This window comes from uncultured Methylobacterium sp., from assembly GCF_964242245.1.
GTDB lineage: Bacteria > Pseudomonadota > Alphaproteobacteria > Rhizobiales > Beijerinckiaceae > Methylobacterium.
In genome coordinates, this window is sequence record NZ_CAXTBY010000032.1 from 19418 (window position 1) to 35199 (window position 15782).

At 70.9% G+C, this 15782-nt stretch carries 13 protein-coding genes; 11 read left to right on the top strand and 2 right to left on the bottom strand.

The features are described from left to right. Positions 1-498: 498 nt before the first annotated feature. Positions 499-2760: a TonB-dependent siderophore receptor gene (locus ACFE8Y_RS09665; protein WP_375464173.1), complete on the top strand. Its 2262-nt coding sequence runs from the start codon at positions 499-501 to the stop codon at positions 2758-2760. A gap of 16 nt (positions 2761-2776) precedes the next feature. On the opposite strand, the gene ACFE8Y_RS09670 is transcribed toward ACFE8Y_RS09665, so the two are convergent. Continuing rightward, complete coding sequence (locus ACFE8Y_RS09670; RefSeq protein WP_375464174.1) at positions 2777-4408, bottom strand: acyl-CoA synthetase; 1632 nt, start codon at positions 4406-4408, stop codon at positions 2777-2779. A gap of 125 nt (positions 4409-4533) precedes the next feature. Further along, entirely contained in the window at positions 4534-5112 is a 579-nt protein-coding gene (locus ACFE8Y_RS09675) for a PAS domain-containing protein (protein WP_375464175.1), read from the bottom strand. 545 nt (positions 5113-5657) lie between these two features. Between ACFE8Y_RS09675 and ACFE8Y_RS09680 the strand changes: the two genes are divergently transcribed. From ACFE8Y_RS09680 to ACFE8Y_RS09725, 10 genes are all read left to right on the top strand, one after another. Beyond that, positions 5658-6305, top strand: a complete 648-nt coding sequence (locus ACFE8Y_RS09680) for an AAA family ATPase (protein ID WP_375464176.1) — start codon at positions 5658-5660, stop codon at positions 6303-6305. After that, a complete protein-coding gene (locus ACFE8Y_RS09685; protein ID WP_375464177.1) occupies positions 6289-6606 on the top strand; it encodes a ribbon-helix-helix domain-containing protein in 318 nt (105 codons plus the stop codon). Before ACFE8Y_RS09680 ends, ACFE8Y_RS09685 begins: the two co-directional genes overlap by 17 nt. A gap of 382 nt (positions 6607-6988) precedes the next feature. Further along, positions 6989-8179: a septal ring lytic transglycosylase RlpA family protein gene (locus ACFE8Y_RS09690; protein WP_375464178.1), complete on the top strand. Its 1191-nt coding sequence runs from the start codon at positions 6989-6991 to the stop codon at positions 8177-8179. Between the two features lie 194 nt (positions 8180-8373). Continuing rightward, positions 8374-9600: a D-alanyl-D-alanine carboxypeptidase family protein gene (locus tag ACFE8Y_RS09695; protein ID WP_375464179.1), complete on the top strand. Its 1227-nt coding sequence runs from the start codon at positions 8374-8376 to the stop codon at positions 9598-9600. A gap of 196 nt (positions 9601-9796) precedes the next feature. Further along, positions 9797-10486: a dTMP kinase gene (gene tmk, locus ACFE8Y_RS09700; RefSeq protein ID WP_375464180.1), complete on the top strand. Its 690-nt coding sequence runs from the start codon at positions 9797-9799 to the stop codon at positions 10484-10486. Next, positions 10476-11537, top strand: coding sequence for a DNA polymerase III subunit delta' (locus tag ACFE8Y_RS09705; protein ID WP_375464181.1), 1062 nt, complete (start codon positions 10476-10478; stop codon positions 11535-11537). Before tmk ends, ACFE8Y_RS09705 begins: the two co-directional genes overlap by 11 nt. Before the next feature lie 24 nt (positions 11538-11561). Continuing rightward, positions 11562-13142, top strand: a complete 1581-nt coding sequence (metG, locus tag ACFE8Y_RS09710) for a methionine--tRNA ligase (protein WP_375464182.1) — start codon at positions 11562-11564, stop codon at positions 13140-13142. A gap of 55 nt (positions 13143-13197) precedes the next feature. Beyond that, positions 13198-13329, top strand: coding sequence for a hypothetical protein (locus tag ACFE8Y_RS09715; RefSeq protein ID WP_375464183.1), 132 nt, complete (start codon positions 13198-13200; stop codon positions 13327-13329). A 353-nt stretch (positions 13330-13682) separates the two neighbouring features. Next, a complete protein-coding gene (locus tag ACFE8Y_RS09720) occupies positions 13683-14474 on the top strand; it encodes a TatD family hydrolase (RefSeq protein WP_375464184.1) in 792 nt (263 codons plus the stop codon). A 43-nt stretch (positions 14475-14517) separates the two neighbouring features. Then, a complete protein-coding gene (locus tag ACFE8Y_RS09725; RefSeq protein ID WP_375464185.1) occupies positions 14518-15321 on the top strand; it encodes an MBL fold metallo-hydrolase in 804 nt (267 codons plus the stop codon). Positions 15322-15782 lie beyond the last annotated feature (461 nt).

Here is a 15782-nt window from a genome sequence, read left to right on the forward strand (position 1 = left end):
GCCGACTCGTGCTGGTCGTCGGTCGCGCCGTGATCGCGCGTCGTCCGTCCCCGCGGCGGCTCCGTTCCATCGGACTCGAAGTTCAGCCCGTTCCCCGAAAGAATTCGAGGTAACGACGAACACTACGCGGCGGCGCGATGACGCCGATGGATTGCCGAATCAGGGAGCGATTGCCCCCATATCAATACAGGATCGACAATCTCAGGTTTGATGCAAGCCCGATTTGCGGGAATGCAGCAAGAATTCGAATCTCGGTCCGCGGCGTGTCCGCCGCACTGCGTGCGCCGACGCGCGACCGGTGCCGTGGCCTGCCGGCCACAGGCCCTCGGCTTCCGGCCCCGTATCGCCTCAGGGCGCTTGTGCCGATCGAAGCCCGGCCGTAACCCTGTCAAAGAAACGCCAATGATAGCAATAGTTTAGTATCATTCCAAACAACCGAGCGGTCCCCGCCGCGACGCGCGCGGTCGGCTGCCCGCTCAATCCCCAGGTGTGAGTTCGATGCGCCAGTCCTCCCCCCAAGCGCCCCGCCTGCTGAGCCTCGCGCTCGCCGGCGCCTCGCTGATCGTCCTCGGCCAGCTCGCCCCGAGCCCCGTGCAGGCCCAGCAGGCGACCGCGCCGCGTCGCGGCATCACCAATCCGCCGGCGGAGTCGAGCGTCCAGCTCGAAACGCTGACGGTGGAGGGGAACGGAGGACCGGCAAACGCGGTGCGGGCGAATTCGGTGCGGGCGATCGAGAGCCCGACCGGGCCGGTGGACGGCTACGTCGCGACGCGCTCGGCCACCGCCACCAAGACCAACACGCCCTTGATCGAGACGCCGCAATCAATCACCGTCGTCGGCCGCGAGCAGATCGACGCGCAGAAGGCCCAGACCCTGACTCAGGCGACGCAGTACGTCGCAGGTGTCTACTCGGGCACCTTCGGCGCCGATTCGCGGGTCGACTACTTCACCATCCGCGGCTTCGTGGCGAGCGATTACGGCATCTACCGCGACGGGCTGCAACTGCTGAACTATGGCTTCGGCACCTTCAAGGCCGAGACCTTCGGCCTGGAGCGGATCGAGATCCTGCGCGGCCCCGCCGCCGTCCTGTTCGGCGCGGGCTCGCCCGGCGGCATCGTCAACCAGGTCACCAAGCGCCCGCCGCTCGATCCGCTGCACTACGTCGAGGTCGGCGGCGGCTCGTTCGACCAGAAGTATGCCGCGTTCGACCTCGGCGGCCCGGTCGATGATTCGGGACACTGGTTCTACCGTCTGACCGGCTTCGGCCGCTCCGGCGGCACCCAGGTCGACGGCGCGCCCGAGGACCGCGGCTACATCGCACCGGCCTTCACCTACAAGCCGGACGGGGCGACCAAGCTCACCGTGCTGACAAGCTACCAGTACGACAACACGGCGGTCACCTCGAACTTCCTGCCCTACCAGGGCACGGTGCGGCCCAACATCAGCGGCCTGCGCATCCCGCGCTCGCTCAACCTCGGCGATGCCGGCTTCAACACCTTCACCCGCCAGCAGGCCTCCGCCGGTTACGAGTTCGAGCACGCCTTCGACGAGACCTGGACCTTCCGGCAGAACCTGCGCTACTCGTTCAGCGAGAGCAGCCAGAATTCCGACATCGGCCAGCTCGGCTACAGCGACGCCGCCCAGACCCGGCTCGCCCGCTACCAGTTTTTGACGAGCAGCAAGATCAACCTGTTTCAGGTCGACAACCAGGCCGAGGCGCGCTTCTCCGACGGGTTTTTCCGGCACGACGTGCTGCTCGGCCTCGACTACAAGAACTTCCAGTTGCACGACAACCAGGGCACGAACTTCTCCAAGTTCTACGCGGTGCCCGACATCAGCATCATCAATCCGGTCTACGGCCCGGCGACCGGCCGTCCGTCGCCCTATCTCGTCAACGCCGATTCGTTCGAGCAGCTCGGCCTCTACTTCCAGGACCAGATCAAGCTCACCGACCAGCTGACCCTGGTTGTCGGCGGCCGACAGGACTTCGCCAGCAACCGCGTCAACGACCGGCTCACGCCCGCCAACAGCAACGGCCGCAGCGACGACGCCTTCACCTATCGCACGGCGCTGATCTACAACTTCGACTTCGGTCTGGCGCCCTACGTCAGCTACTCGACCTCGTTCCAGCCGCTGATCGGCTCGGACATCAACGGCCGGACCTTCACCCCCGAGACGGGCGACCAGATCGAGGGCGGCGTGAAGTTCGAGCCGCCCGGCGCCGGCTACTTCCTGACGCTGGCCGGCTTCGACATCCACCGCTCGAACGCCCTGACCCCCAACCCGGCCAACACGCTGTTCCAGGCGCAAATCGGGCAGGTGCGCTCGACCGGCTTCGAGGCGCAGTTCACCGCCACCCTCGCCGAGGGCCTCAACGCGGTGGCCGCCTACACGATCTACGGCCTGACCACGGAGAAAGGAGACCCGGCCAACATCGGCAAGGTGCCGGTCAACGTCCCCGAGAACTTCGCCTCGCTGTTTCTCGACTACACGATCCCGGTGGGCGACTTCCGAGGCTTCGGCTTCGGCGGCGGCGTGCGCTACGTCGGCCGTTCCTTCGCCGACGTGGCCAACACCCTGAAAGTGTCGGACTACGTGCTGTTCGACGCGCAGGTCCACTACACTTTCGAGAACTGGCGGCTGGCCGTCAACGCGACGAACATCGCCGACCGGCGCTTCGTCTCGTCCTGCCAGTCGGCGTTCTCGTGCTTCTACGGCGACGCCCGGCGCGTCGTGGCGAGCCTCGCCTACAAGTGGTGAGACGAGGCCGGGAGGCTCACCCCTCCCGCGCCCGCGCCCGGAGCAGGTACTTCTGCACCTTGCCGGTGGAGGTCTTGGGCAACTCCCCGAACACGACGTGGCGGGGAAGCTTGTAGGCGGCCAGCCGCCCGCGGCACCACGCGATCAGGTCGTCGGCGCTGATCGCACCCTCGGCCTTCAGCTCGACGAAGGCGCACGGGGTCTCGCCCCACCTGTCGTCGGGCTTGGCCACCACCGCGGCGGCGGCGACCGCCGGGTGCTTGAACAGGGCGTCCTCGACCTCGATGGAGGAGATGTTCTCGCCGCCGGAGATGATGATGTCCTTCGAGCGGTCCTTGAGCTGGACGTAGCCGTCGGGGTGCCGCACCCCGAGGTCGCCGGTGTGGAACCAGCCGCCCGCGAACGCGGCCTCGGTCGCCCCTGGATTCTTGAGGTAGCCGCGCATCACCACGTTGCCGCGCATCATCACCTCGCCCATCGTCCGCCCGTCGGCGGGGACGGGCTCCAGCGTCTCGGGATCGCGCACGTCGAGGCCCTCCAGCACCGGGTAGCGCACGCCCTGGCGCGCCTTCTTGGCGGCCTGCGCGTCGGCGGGCAGGGCGTCCCACGCGTCCTGCCACGCGTTGACGACCGCCGGGCCGTAGCTCTCGGTCAGGCCGTAGAGGTGGGTGACCGCGAAGCCCGCCTCGCGCATGCCGGCGAGCACCGCCTCGGGCGGGGGCGCCGCGGCGGTGAGGAAGGCGACCCGGTGGGGCAGGGGACGGCGCTCGGCGTCGGACGCGTTGATCAGGAGCTGCATCACGATCGGCGCGCCGCACAGGTGCGTGACGCCGTGCGCGGCGATGAGCGCGTACATCGCGTCCGCCCGGACCTGGCGCAGGCAGACATGGGTGCCGGCCACGATCGACAGGGTCCACGGGAAGCACCAGCCGTTGCAGTGGAACATCGGCAGGGTCCAGAGATAGACCGGGTGCTGGCTCATGGCGCCGGTGATGACGTTGCCCAGCGCCAGGAGCGCCGCGCCGCGATGGTGGTAGACCACGCCCTTCGGGTCGCCCGTGGTGCCCGAGGTGTAGTTCAGACTGATCGCGTCCCACTCGTCGTCGGGCATCGCCCAGTCGTGGTCGGGCTCGCCCGAGGCCACGAACGCCTCGTAGTCGAGGGCGCCGAGGCGCTCGCCGGGGCCGTCGTACGCGGGGTCGTCGTAATCGATCACCAGGGGCGCGACGCCGGCCCGCGCCAGCGCGGGGCCGGCGACCCCGGAGAACGCGCGGTCGGTGATCAGCACCTTCGCCTCGCCGTGCTCCAGGCAGAAGGCGAGCGCGGCCGCATCGAGCCGGGTGTTGAGGGTGTTGAGCACGGCGCCCGTCATCGGCACGCCGTAATGCGCCTCGATCATCGCCGGCGTGTTGGCGAGCAGCACCGCCACCGTGTCGCCGCGCCCGATCCCGCGGGCGGCGAGCGCCGAGGCGAGGCGGCGGCAGCGCGCGTAGAGCGCCGCGTAGGTCTCCCGCAACGGCCCGTGGATCACCGCGACGTGGTCTGGAAACACCCGCGCCGCCCGGTCGAGGTAGGCCAGCGGCGTCAGGGGCTGGTGGTTGGCCGGATTCCGGTCGAGGTCCCGGTCGTAGATCGTGTCGCGGCGCATGGGACCCTCCCGGCGTGTCTTGCCGGGACACTACCCTGCGCGTCTGCGCGATCAATCGGTTCGTGAGGCCCGACGCCGCGCCGCGAACGGGCGGGCGCCGGTGATGCGGCGCGCAGCGCAGGCCGTCAGTGCCGGCGCTCGTCCTTCGGGTCGCGCAGGAACTGCGCGAGTTCGAACCCGATCTCGATCATCAGGCCGTCGACGAGCTTGGTCAGGCCCGGTCGGCGCAGCGCGTCGGCCAGCGTCCGCAGGGCGATGGCGTGCTCGGCCATGCGGTTCACGAGGCGTTCGGTCTGGTGGAGGCTGGCCGCCCGGGTCTCGGTGAGGTCGATGGCGATGCCGCGCCCCTGCACCGTCCCGCCGTCGGCGTCGCGCTCGACCCGCCCGCGCATCAGCAGCCGGCGCCCGCCCGCTGGCGAGTCGAGGGTGCGGAACTCGGCCTCCATCGGGCCGCCGCTCTCGCCGACGGCGTGCAGGTAGCTCTCGATCCGCACCCGGTCGTCCGGGTGCGTCCTGTCGAGGAACGCGGCGATCGGCACCCCGCCGGCCGCGATGTCCGGATCGAGGCCGAGCAGGCTGGCGAACGCGCCCGACAGGGTGAGCCGTCCGGCCCAGTGGTCGTGGGCCCAGGCACCGACGACCCCGGAGGCGTCGAGGACCGCCTGCAACTCGTCGGACGGGCATGGGTCTGAGACGTCGGACATGCAACTCCTCGAGCCGCCCTTGCCGCGATAGCAAACCTCAAGTTTATTATCGCGGCGTGCGGCGGTCACGGCAAGGGCAGTCTAAGGCATAGAACGCCCTGTGAAAAGGTCAGGTGGCTCACCGCATCGCTCGAATAAACCTGAAGTTGCTATTCAGGCCGAGCATTCAGCCGCCGGCCAGCCGATCCCGGCACGCTCCGCGCCGGGATGCCGTTCCTGCCGCACCCGATCGCGCGACGCGCGGATCCGCATGATCCGGTGCACGCCACCGCGCGGCGACCGAGCCTCGATCGAGGCCGTTCGCTGAGGAGCGATCTTTAAGGGTCTCTTAACCATGATCCTGGAAATCTCGGGATCACGGCATCCCTGGGTCACAGGACGTTGGTCTCGGCCGACGGTGGTTCGACCCTAGGTTGCTTGATGTCGCCGCGTGGCAACCTCGCCCGGGATGCACGCACACGCCTCCGGCAAGCGATCGCGCGCATCCGCGTCGCGGCCGATCGGAGCAAGACCTCGACGCGGGACGGCCAGCCAAGGGACCTTCGATGAAAGCGATCACATTCGTCACGCAGAAGGGGGGTAGCGGCAAGAGCACCCTGTGCATCTCGCTCGCCGTCGCCGCTCAGGAGGCGGGCCGCACGGTCTGCATCCTGGAGATGGACCGGCAGGCCACGATCTCGGACTGGCTCGACCATCGCACCGCCGAGGGTCCGGAAGTCGCCCAGATCGACGCCACGCAGATCGAGGCGGTGATGGCGCAGCTGCGCGCGTCGGCCTACGACTACGTGTTCATCGACACGCCGGGCGTCGATTCCACGGGCACGCTCTCGGCGATCCGCGCGGCCGACCTCTGCATCATCCCCTGCCGGCCGACGCCCGCGGATCTGCGCGCCTTCAAGCCGACGCTGGCCGCAGTCTACCGCCTGGAGAAGAAGTTCGCGTTCGTGCTGAACCAGACGCCGCCGCGCTCCTACCGCATCCGCGACGCCGCCGACGGGCTCGCGGTGCTCGGCATCCTGCCCGACGTCAACATCGTGGCCCGCACCGACCACCAGGACGCGATCGGGGTCGGGCAGGGCGTCACCGAGTTCAACCCGCGGGGGCAGGCGGCGGGCGAGGTGCGCCGGCTCTGGACCTGGATCGAGCGGCGCACGCAGGCGGGCAGGACGGTGAAGCATGTCGAAGCCGCCTAAGCTGAACCTCGCCTCGATCGTCGCGGCCGCCGTGCCCGCCGGCCGCCCGGCGCCCCAGACCGCGGAGATCGTCCAGCTCGATCGCGGCGCGGCGCCCCCGCGGCGCCGCGCCGCCACCCTCAAGGAACGCGCCCGACAGATGTCGGTCTACCTCGAGCCGCCCGTCTACGATCAGTTGCGGGACCTCGCCTACGCCGAGCGCACCAAGATGCACGCACTCATGATCGAGGCCCTCGACCTGCTGTTCAAGCAGCGCGGCGCCCGCTCCATCGAGCAGTTGTCGGATCATCCCCAGCGCTGATCGCTGTTCGCGGTCGGTGGGGGTGAGCGCGCCGACGTGGTGATCGAGGTCGTGGCGTGCCCCGATACGCTACGGCCTACCGATGCGCCGGGCGCCGGGCATCGTCCGACGTTGCAAGATATCGAAGAAAATTAAATTTTCTGATTTTCAATCAAATGATTAGCGGCGATTGCTGATGTGATGAAGTAGCCTTGAACCCTGTGCATCGCCGACCCTTGCGGCCCCGAGCGCCCGGATCGTTCAGGCTTCCTTTACGCCGTCCGGACAATTGTCGGTGCGTCCGGTTGCGGATCGCTGGGTGAGCGGTCGGTCCGGGTCCGATCCCGGCCACGCCTTCTCGCGTCGGGAGGCGGCGTGCGGCGTACAGGCGGATCCGGTTGGCATGGCGCGCTCGACGCTCTCTCGGACGCTGGGCCCGCGCCCGCTCCGGCGCATCCTCGCGGTCTCGGCCATCGCGCTCGCCACGGCCAATTGCAGCACCGGCCCGCAGAAGTTTGCCGGCGGCTCCGGCTCGGGCAACGGCCTCGACCCGAAGTACGGGGTCAAGACCAGCCCGCGCCTCTACAATGAGGGCGACGCGATCCCGAAGGGGGGCGGGCGCCGCTTCTCGGGCAAGCCCTACGTGGTGGCGGGCCGCACCTACGTGCCCCGCGAGGATGCCCGCGGCTACGTCCGCGAGGGGCTGGCCTCCTGGTACGGCGCCGCCTTCCACGGGCGGATGACGGCCAACGGCGAGGTGTTCGACCGACACTCGATCGCCGCCGCCCATCCGACCCTGCCGCTGCCGAGCTACGTCCGCGTCACCAACACCGCCAACGGCTACTCGATGGTGGTCCGCGTCAACGACCGCGGCCCCTACCACGCCAACCGGGTGATGGACGTCTCGGAGGAGGTCGCCCGGGCGCTGGAGTTCCGCACCAAGGGCACGGCGCGCGTCCGCGTCGCCTATCTCGGGAAGGCCTCGATCGCCGGAAGCGACGACCGCAAGCTGCTCGCCACGCTGCGCACCGACGGCGCGCCGGCGGGCCCCCGCGCTCCGGTGATGGTGGCCGATCTCGGCCCCTCGGACGAGCCCGAGCGCTACGAGCGGCCCGCCCGCGCGCCCCTGGCGTTCAAGCCGGCGCCGGAGGTGCAGGAGTCCGACGAGGCCCCGGCCCCGCGGCCCGCGCGGGCACCGGTCCTGCTCGCGCGCGCGTCGGTGCCGGTGGCGGCGGCTGTCCAGCCGACGCAGCCGCGCCTGGATGCCTTCCGGCCCGCGCCGGTGGCCGACCTGAACCCTGGCCTGCGCCATCCCGCGGCGCCCGGGGCACCCGCGCGCACGGCCTCCGGGAGAACGGTTCTAACCGCGCCCACGCTCCGCCTCGCGGCCGGCCCGGCCCGGCCCGATCCGGCACCGATGGCCGCCAAGCGCGCGTCCGTGCGCGCCGACGCGCCGCCGGCGGCGATCCCGGCCTCCGCCAAGCTCGCCATGGCCCGGCTGGCGGCGGCGGCCGCGCCGCCGGTCGGCGTCAAGGCGGGCGCCGCACGGGCGGAGCCCGGCCGCCGGCCCGGGCGGTTGGCCGGGATCTACTGAGGGTTTCCTGCGAAGCGCCCGCCCTCGATCCGTCCGGAAGAGGCGGCGCGACGACCGCCGACGAAGCATCCCGCCCGGACCCGCGGCGTTTTGCGATCGATCCCGCGGGGAAACCGTAATATGGTCACGCTTGTTGTCGGGTGACGATGCACGGAGAGGCGGCGCCGGCCCGGCCGCCCGCGCTGGAGGCGGCGATGCGCAGGATTGTTGTCACCCTTCTCACCGCGGCCTGCGCGCTCGCGGCCTGCCTGCCGGCGCGCGCCCAGTCCTTCCAGACGGCGGCGCCGCACGCGATCTTGATCGATGCCGAGTCCGGCTCGGTGCTGTTCGAGAAGGCGGCCGACGAGCCCTTCGCCCCGGCCAGCATGGCCAAGCTGATGACCACCGACATCGTCTTCGACGCCCTGAAATCCGGGCGGCTCACCATGGATACCGAGTTCACGGTGACCGAGGACGCGTGGCGCCGCGGCGGGGCGGGCGGCGGCGGCTCGTCGATGTTCGCCCAGGTCAACAGCCGGATCAGGATGTCCGACCTGCTGCGCGGGTTGATCGTCCAGTCGGGCAACGACGCGGCGATCACCATCGCCGAGAACATGGCCGGCTCGGAGGAGGCGTTCTCCGGCATGATGAACCAGCGTGCGCGTGAGATCGGACTGACGCGCGCCACCTTCCGCAACGCCACCGGCTATCCGGCGCCCGACCAGCGGGTCACCGCGCGGGACATGGCCAAGCTCGGCCTCCATATCATCGACACCTACCCGGACCTGTACAAGATCTTTTCCGAGCGCGAATTCACCTGGAACAAGATCAAGCAGCAGAACCGCAACCCGCTGCTCACCCTCGACATCGGCTCCGACGGCCTCAAGACCGGCTACCTCGAGGAATCCGGCTACGCGCTCACCGGATCGGCGGTGCAGAACGGCCAGCGCCTGATCCTGGTGATCTCCGGCCTCAAGACGGCCCGCGACCGCGCGGCGGAGGCCCGCAAGCTGATGGAGTGGGGGTTTCGCGCCTTCGAGCCGCGGCAGGTCTTCGCGCCGGGCGAGACGGTGGCCGAGGCCGCGGTCTTCGGCGGGGCGGCCGGCTCGGTGCCGCTCGTCGCCAAGAAGCCGGTGCGGGTGCTGCTGCCGCGCGGCTCCACCGACCGGGTCACGGCGCGGGCCGTCTACCAGGGCCCCCTCGTCGCGCCGGTGGAGGACGGCAGCGAAGTCGGCCGCCTGCGGGTCCTGCGCGGCGAGGCGGTGGCGCTGGATCAGCCGCTCTACGCGGGTGCCGCCGTCGCCGCCGGCACCATCCCGCAGCGGGCGATGGACGCCGCGCTCGAGTTCGGCACCGGCCTCGTCCGCCGCGCCTTCGACAAGGCGGGCAAGGGCGACAAGATCGGGGGCAAGGCCGGCGACAAGGCCGCCAACCCGTCGTGACGGTTTCGCGGTCGAAGGGTCCGCGCGGTGTGCCGCGTCTCTCCCTCCCCCCTCGGCGGGGGAGGGCGGCCCTCGCGTCAGCGAGGGTCGGGAGAGGGGAGCGCGTTGCCCGGAGAGGTCGCTCCCCTCTCCCGGCCCGCTTCGCGGGCCACCCTCGCCCGCAGAGGGAGGAGGGCATCGGTGCCCGGGGCCCGCGATGAGCCTCCCCGACTCCCGCGGCGTCTTCATCACCTTCGAGGGCGGGGAGGGGGCCGGCAAGTCGACGCAGGTCGCCCGCCTCGCCCGCACCCTGCGGGCGCGGCGTAGCGTCGTGACCACCCGCGAGCCCGGCGGCTCGCCCCGTGCCGAGGAGATCCGCGAGGCCCTGCTCGCCGGTGTCGCGAAGCCCTACGGACCGTTCGCGGAGGCGCTGCTGTTCTCGGCCGCCCGGATCGACCACCTCGACCACCTGATCCGGCCCGCGCTCCGGGCCGGCGAGATCGTGCTGTGCGATCGGTTCATGGATTCGACGCGCGCCTACCAGGGGGCGGCCGGCGGCCTCGATCCGGACGCCGTCGCGGCGCTGGAGCGCGTCGTCGTCGGGGGAACGCGGCCCGACCTGACCCTGATCCTCGACCTCGCCCCCGAGACCGGTCTCGCCCGCGCGCGCGCGCGCGCTGCCGGGCAGGGCGCGTCCGCCCCCGATAGGTTCGAGGCGGAGGCGCTGGCCTTCCACGCGCGCCTGCGCGCCGCCTTCCGGGAGATCGCCGAGGCCGAGCCCGCGCGCTGCGTCCTGATCGAGGCTGCCGGGACCGCCGAGGCCGTCGAGGCCGCGGTGCGGCGGGCGGTCGCCGCCCGCCTGCCGGGCCTCCTTGCCCCCGACGCGGAGCGCGTCGATGCCGCCTGAGCGCGCCCCCGACGACGTCGAGCCCGGCGACCTCGCGGGCGTCGCCCGCCCGCGCGAGACCACGCGGTTCGTCGGGCACGCGGGCGCCGAGGCCGCCTTCGCCGAGGGGATCGCCTCCGGACGGCTCCATCACGCGTGGCTGATCGGTGGCCCCGCCGGCATCGGCAAGGCGACGCTCGCCTACCGCGTCGCCCGACGCCTGCTCGCCGATCCCGAAGGAATCTCGCGGGCGCCGGGGCTCGACGTGGAGGCCGCTCATCCGGTGGCGGGCAAGATCGCGGCGCTCTCGCACCCGAATCTGATCGCGCTGCGCCGGCACCGGGTGCCGACCGCGAAGACGCTGCCGACGAAGATCCCGGTCGATGCCGCGCGCCGGGCGCTCGACCTGTTCGGCTCCACCGCGGGCAATGCCGGCCACCGCATCTGCATCGTCGACAGCGCCGAGGACCTCAACGCCAACAGCGCCAACGCCCTCCTGAAGATGCTGGAGGAGCCCCCGCCCCGCGCGCTGTTCCTGATCGTCAGCCACGCGCCGGGCCGCCTGCTGCCGACGATCCGCTCGCGCTGCCGGGCGCTGATGCTCCGTCCCCTCGCCGAGGCGGACGTGGCGCGCGTCGTCTCCGGCTTCCCCGCGCCGTTCTCCGCGCCGGATGCCGAGGCGCTGGGCCGGGCCACCGCCCTCGCGGAGGGCTCGGTGGCGCGGGCCGTCGCGATGCTCGATCCGGCGATGCAGCGGCTGGTCGCCGAGGTCGAGACGCTGCTGGCGCGCCGCGCCCATCCGGACTGGCGCCGCATCCTGACCCTCGCGGAGACGCTGGCCGGCCGCGAGGCCGAGGCGCTGTTCGCGGCGAGCCAGGAGGCGGTCGAGCGGTTCGTCGCGGCCGAACTCCACCGGCGCCGGGCCGAGCCCCCCGGCCGCCTTGCGGCCCTGGTCGAGGTATGTGAAAACTTCGGCCGCGCCGCCCGGGAGGCCGCGATCTACAACCTCGATCGTCGGCCCGTGGTCCTCTCGCTGTTCGCCGACCTCGCGGGCGCCGTCCGGACCGCGTGATCGTCCCGGCGCCGATCCGGGGATATGTCCGACGTGACCGCCAGCACCTCCGCGCCGAAGACCTTCAGCATCACCACGGCGATCTCGTACCCGAACGGCGCGCCGCACATCGGCCACGCCTACGAGGTGATCGCCACCGACGCCATCGCCCGCTTCCACAGGCTCGACGGCTACGAGGTGCTGTTTACCACCGGCACCGACGAGCACGGCCTCAAGATCCAGCAGGCGGCGACCCGCGCCGGCACCACCCCGCGCGCCTTCGTCGACGGCATGGCCGACCGCTTCCGGGCGGTGGCCGACCGGCTCGACTGCGCCTACGACCGCTTCATCCGCACCACGGAATCCCCCCACTACGCGGCGGCGCAGGCGCTGTGGCGGCGGATGGAGGCCGCCGGCGACATCTACCTCGACACCTACGCCGGCTGGTACTCGGTGCGCGACGAGGCCTACTACGACGAGGCCGAGACCCGCCTCCTCGACGACGGCACCCGCCGCAGCCTGTCCACCGACACGCCCGTCGTGTGGATGGAGGAGGAGAACTACCTGTTCCGCCTCTCGGCCTACGCCGACCGGCTGCTCGAGCTCTACGACGCGCAGCCCGGCTTCATCGGGCCGGAATCGCGGAAGAACGAGGTCGCGAGCTTCGTGCGCTCAGGCCTGAAGGACCTCTCGGTCAGCCGCACCACCTTCGACTGGGGCGTGCCGGTGCCCGACCGGCCAGGCCACGTCATGTACGTCTGGGTCGACGCCCTGACGAATTATCTCACCGTCACGGGCTTCCCGAACGACGACGACGCGCGCAAAAAATTCTGGCCGGCCGACCTCCACGTCATCGGCAAGGACATCGTCCGCTTCCACGCGGTGTACTGGCCGGCCTTCCTGATGTCGGCGGGCCTGCCGCTCCCGAAGCGCGTCTTCGGCCACGGCTTCCTGCTCTCCAAGGGCGAGAAGATGTCGAAGTCGCTTGGCAACGTGCTCGACCCGATGGAGCTCGCCGACACCTACGGCGTCGACGCGGTGCGCTACTTCGTGCTGCGCGACGTGCCCTTCGGCGGCGACGGCAGCTACAGCCACGCGGCGATCATCACCCGCATCAACGCGGATCTGGCCAACGACCTCGGCAACCTAGCGCAACGCTCGCTGTCGATGATCGCCAAGAACCTGTCCGGTGCGGTCCCCGAGCCGGGTGCCTTGACCGAGGCCGACCGGACCCTACTCGCGGCTGCCGACGCGCTGCCCGACAGGGCTCGCGCCCTGATGGGCGACCTCGCGCTGCACGCCGTGCTCGGCGAGATCTGGGCCGTGGTGGCCGAGGCCAACCGCTACTTCGCCGGTGCGGAGCCGTGGCGCCTGCGCAAGACCGATCCGGCCCGGATGGGCACGGTCCTCTACGTCACGGCGGAGGTGCTGCGCAGCGTGGGTATCCTGGTGCAGCCCTTCGTGCCGCGCGCGGCGTCGCACCTCCTCGACCTGCTCGCCGTGCCTGCCGACCGGCGCAGGCTGGCCGACGTGGGGGAGGGCGGACGCCTCGGCGCGGGCTCGGCCCTGCCGGCCCCGAGCCCGATCTTCCCGCGGTTCGAGAAGCCCGAGGCGCCGGCTGCATGAGCCCGGTCCCTGCGCTATGATTAGGACACATCCTGGTGCTGGGAGTTGACTCATCATGAGCTACGAACCGCCAACTCCCGACAACAACCTTGTCCTGCGGCAGGTGCAGAGCATGCGTGGCGAGATGCACGAGATGCTGGAACGACAGGCGCGGGCTATCGACCTCGTTGCGCGCTGCGCGAGGTGAAGTCGGACCTCGTCCCGATGGGAAACCGGGTTCTCACGGCATAATCGGACATCCTGAAGGTCGTGTTGCGCCTGGACGATGCGCAGGAGCCTCGTCGAGACGGCATCGCTCCGACGGCCTGAACCGCCGCGCTCCGGAAAGGCATGGACATGCCGGAATGGCTCGCCATCACCTTCGGTGTCGCCGCCGGAACCCTGATCGTGGGATGCGCCTTGGCCTGGGCCGTATGGCCGAGGCGCCCCGGCAAGCGGAGCCGGTTGGCTTCCCCATCCGATCCGGGGGTCCAGTACGAGGCTCAGGACATCCATCCACCCGCCAACTGAACCCAACAATCGAGTCTTCCGCCCCCTGCCATGCTGATCGACAGCCACTGCCATCTCGACTTCCCGGAATTCGCCGCCGACCTGCCGGGCGTGATCGCCCGCGCCGGGACCGCGGGCGTGACCCGGATGCTCACGATCTCCACCCGCGTCGCCAAGGCCGACACCTACCGCGCCATCGCGGAGGCCCATCCTCAGGTCTGGTACACGGTCGGCACCCATCCGCACGGGGCGGGGGAGGAGCCGGACATCGCGGCCGAGACCATCGCGGACCTGACCCGGCATCCGCGCTGTATCGGCCTCGGCGAGGCGGGACTCGACTACCACTACGACGACGCGGCCCCGGAAGCCGTGCAGGAGCGGGTGCTGCGCGCGCACATCGAGGCGGCGCGCATCACCGGTCTGCCCCTCGTCATCCACGCCCGCGACGCCGACGACCACATGGAGCGGGTGCTTACCGACGAGATGGCCCGCGGCCCGTTCGGGGCGGTGCTGCACTGCTTCTCGTCCGGTCCGCAGCTGGCGCAGATCGGCGTCGCCCTCGGCCTGTACGTGTCGTTCTCGGGGATCGTCACCTTCCGCCGCGCGCACGCGCTCCGCGCGATCGCCAAGTCCGTTCCCCGCGACCGCATCCTGGTCGAGACCGACGCGCCGTTCCTTGCCCCCGAGCCGCACCGCGGCCGCACCAACGAGCCGGCCTACACCGCCGACACCGCCCGTGCCCTGGCCGAGACCCTGGGCCTCGACGCGGACGCGTTCGCGCGCCTCACCACGGCGAACTTCTTCCGCCTGTTCTCCAAGGCCGCGGACGGGACGGGCGCGTGACAAGCGCAGCCGTCCCGGGATACCACCCGAGCGGGAGGTCCGGATGGCGACGCTGACCCTGCGCATCCTCGGTTGCGGCTCGTCCGGCGGGGTGCCCCGTGTCGGCTACGGCTGGGGCGCCTGCGACCCGCAGGATTCGCGGAACCGCCGCCGCCGCTGCTCGCTCCTCGTCGAGCGCCGCGAGACCGAGGCCGCCACCACCCTCCTCGTCGACACCTCGCCGGATCTGCGCGAGCAGCTCCTCGATGCCGACGTGCGCCGCCTCGACGCGGTGCTCTACACCCACGCGCACGCCGATCACACCCACGGCATCGACGACCTGCGTCCGCTGGTGATCCAGATGCGCGCGCGCATCCCGGTCCACGCCGACGCGCTGACCGCGGCGCTGCTGCAGGCCCGCTTCGGCTACTGCTTCGAGACGCCGCCGGGCAGCGCCTATCCGCCGATCCTCGACCTGCGCGACCTTCCCCTGGACGGGACGACCGTCGTGCAGGGCGAGGGCGGCGCGATCGAAGCCGAGGCGCTCCCCGTCGCGCACGGCAACGAGGCGGCGCTCGGCTTCCGCTTCGGGCCGGCGGCCTACATCCCCGACGTCAGCCTGATGCTGGAAGCGAGCCGGGCGCGCCTGCACGGCCTCGACTTGCTGATCATCGACGCGTTGCGCGAGACGCCGCACCCGACCCACTACGCGGTCTCGGACGCGCTCGCGCTGATCGAGGCGGTCGCGCCCCGGCGCGCGATCCTGACCAACCTCCACACCGACCTCGACTACGCGACGCTGGCAAGGAAGCTGCCGACCAACGTCGTCCCGGCCCATGACGGCCTCGCGGCCACGATCGAGCTCTGAGAACGCGCGTCGCCGCCGAAGCTCTGCCCGCGTCCCCGGCTCCGAAAATCTCTTCCGCCCGGTTGACCGGCCGGTTCACGGCCCGTATATCCCCGTCACCGGCGGCGGGCCAGCGAGAGCAGCCCGGCGGTCGGATCACCCTCGATAGATTGGCTGGACAAGCCGGTGTGAACCGGCTGCGCTGCCGTTCCCATCGATGGTGCTGTCCTTCTCCAGCGTTGGTAGTCTCCGACACGGGATGTTGACAGGAAGCTCTGGGGAGGCCTAAACGCCTCCCGCCGCGGAAACGGACTGCTTTCGGCTAGTCCAGCATCTCGGATCTTCAGGGCGCGTACGAGGGTCTTTCGGGATGCAAATCCCGGATCGGACGTTCGCGACGGGTTTTTAGCGGATCATGCATCCGTGTGTTCTTTGACAAGTGAATCTGTGAGGAAGGGAAGCGTGGGCGGCATTGTCCTTGC

Bases quoted from the DNA above. Each gene is read 5' to 3' on its own strand.
- ACFE8Y_RS09680 (WP_375464176.1), top strand. From the start codon at position 5,658: ATGAAAGCGATCACATTCGTCACGCAGAAGGGGGGTAGCGGCAAGAGC.
- ACFE8Y_RS09685 (WP_375464177.1), top strand. From the start codon at position 6,289: ATGTCGAAGCCGCCTAAGCTGAACCTCGCCTCGATCGTCGCGGCCGCC.
- ACFE8Y_RS09690 (WP_375464178.1), top strand. From the start codon at position 6,989: ATGGCGCGCTCGACGCTCTCTCGGACGCTGGGCCCGCGCCCGCTCCGG.
- ACFE8Y_RS09720 (WP_375464184.1), top strand. From the start codon at position 13,683: ATGCTGATCGACAGCCACTGCCATCTCGACTTCCCGGAATTCGCCGCC.
- ACFE8Y_RS09675 (WP_375464175.1), bottom strand. From the start codon at position 5,112: ATGTCCGACGTCTCAGACCCATGCCCGTCCGACGAGTTGCAGGCGGTC.
- ACFE8Y_RS09725 (WP_375464185.1), top strand. From the start codon at position 14,518: ATGGCGACGCTGACCCTGCGCATCCTCGGTTGCGGCTCGTCCGGCGGG.
- tmk (WP_375464180.1), top strand. From the start codon at position 9,797: ATGAGCCTCCCCGACTCCCGCGGCGTCTTCATCACCTTCGAGGGCGGG.
- metG (WP_375464182.1), top strand. From the start codon at position 11,562: ATGTCCGACGTGACCGCCAGCACCTCCGCGCCGAAGACCTTCAGCATC.
- ACFE8Y_RS09705 (WP_375464181.1), top strand. From the start codon at position 10,476: ATGCCGCCTGAGCGCGCCCCCGACGACGTCGAGCCCGGCGACCTCGCG.
- ACFE8Y_RS09695 (WP_375464179.1), top strand. From the start codon at position 8,374: ATGCGCAGGATTGTTGTCACCCTTCTCACCGCGGCCTGCGCGCTCGCG.
- ACFE8Y_RS09670 (WP_375464174.1), bottom strand. From the start codon at position 4,408: ATGCGCCGCGACACGATCTACGACCGGGACCTCGACCGGAATCCGGCC.
- ACFE8Y_RS09715 (WP_375464183.1), top strand. From the start codon at position 13,198: ATGAGCTACGAACCGCCAACTCCCGACAACAACCTTGTCCTGCGGCAG.
- ACFE8Y_RS09665 (WP_375464173.1), top strand. From the start codon at position 499: ATGCGCCAGTCCTCCCCCCAAGCGCCCCGCCTGCTGAGCCTCGCGCTC.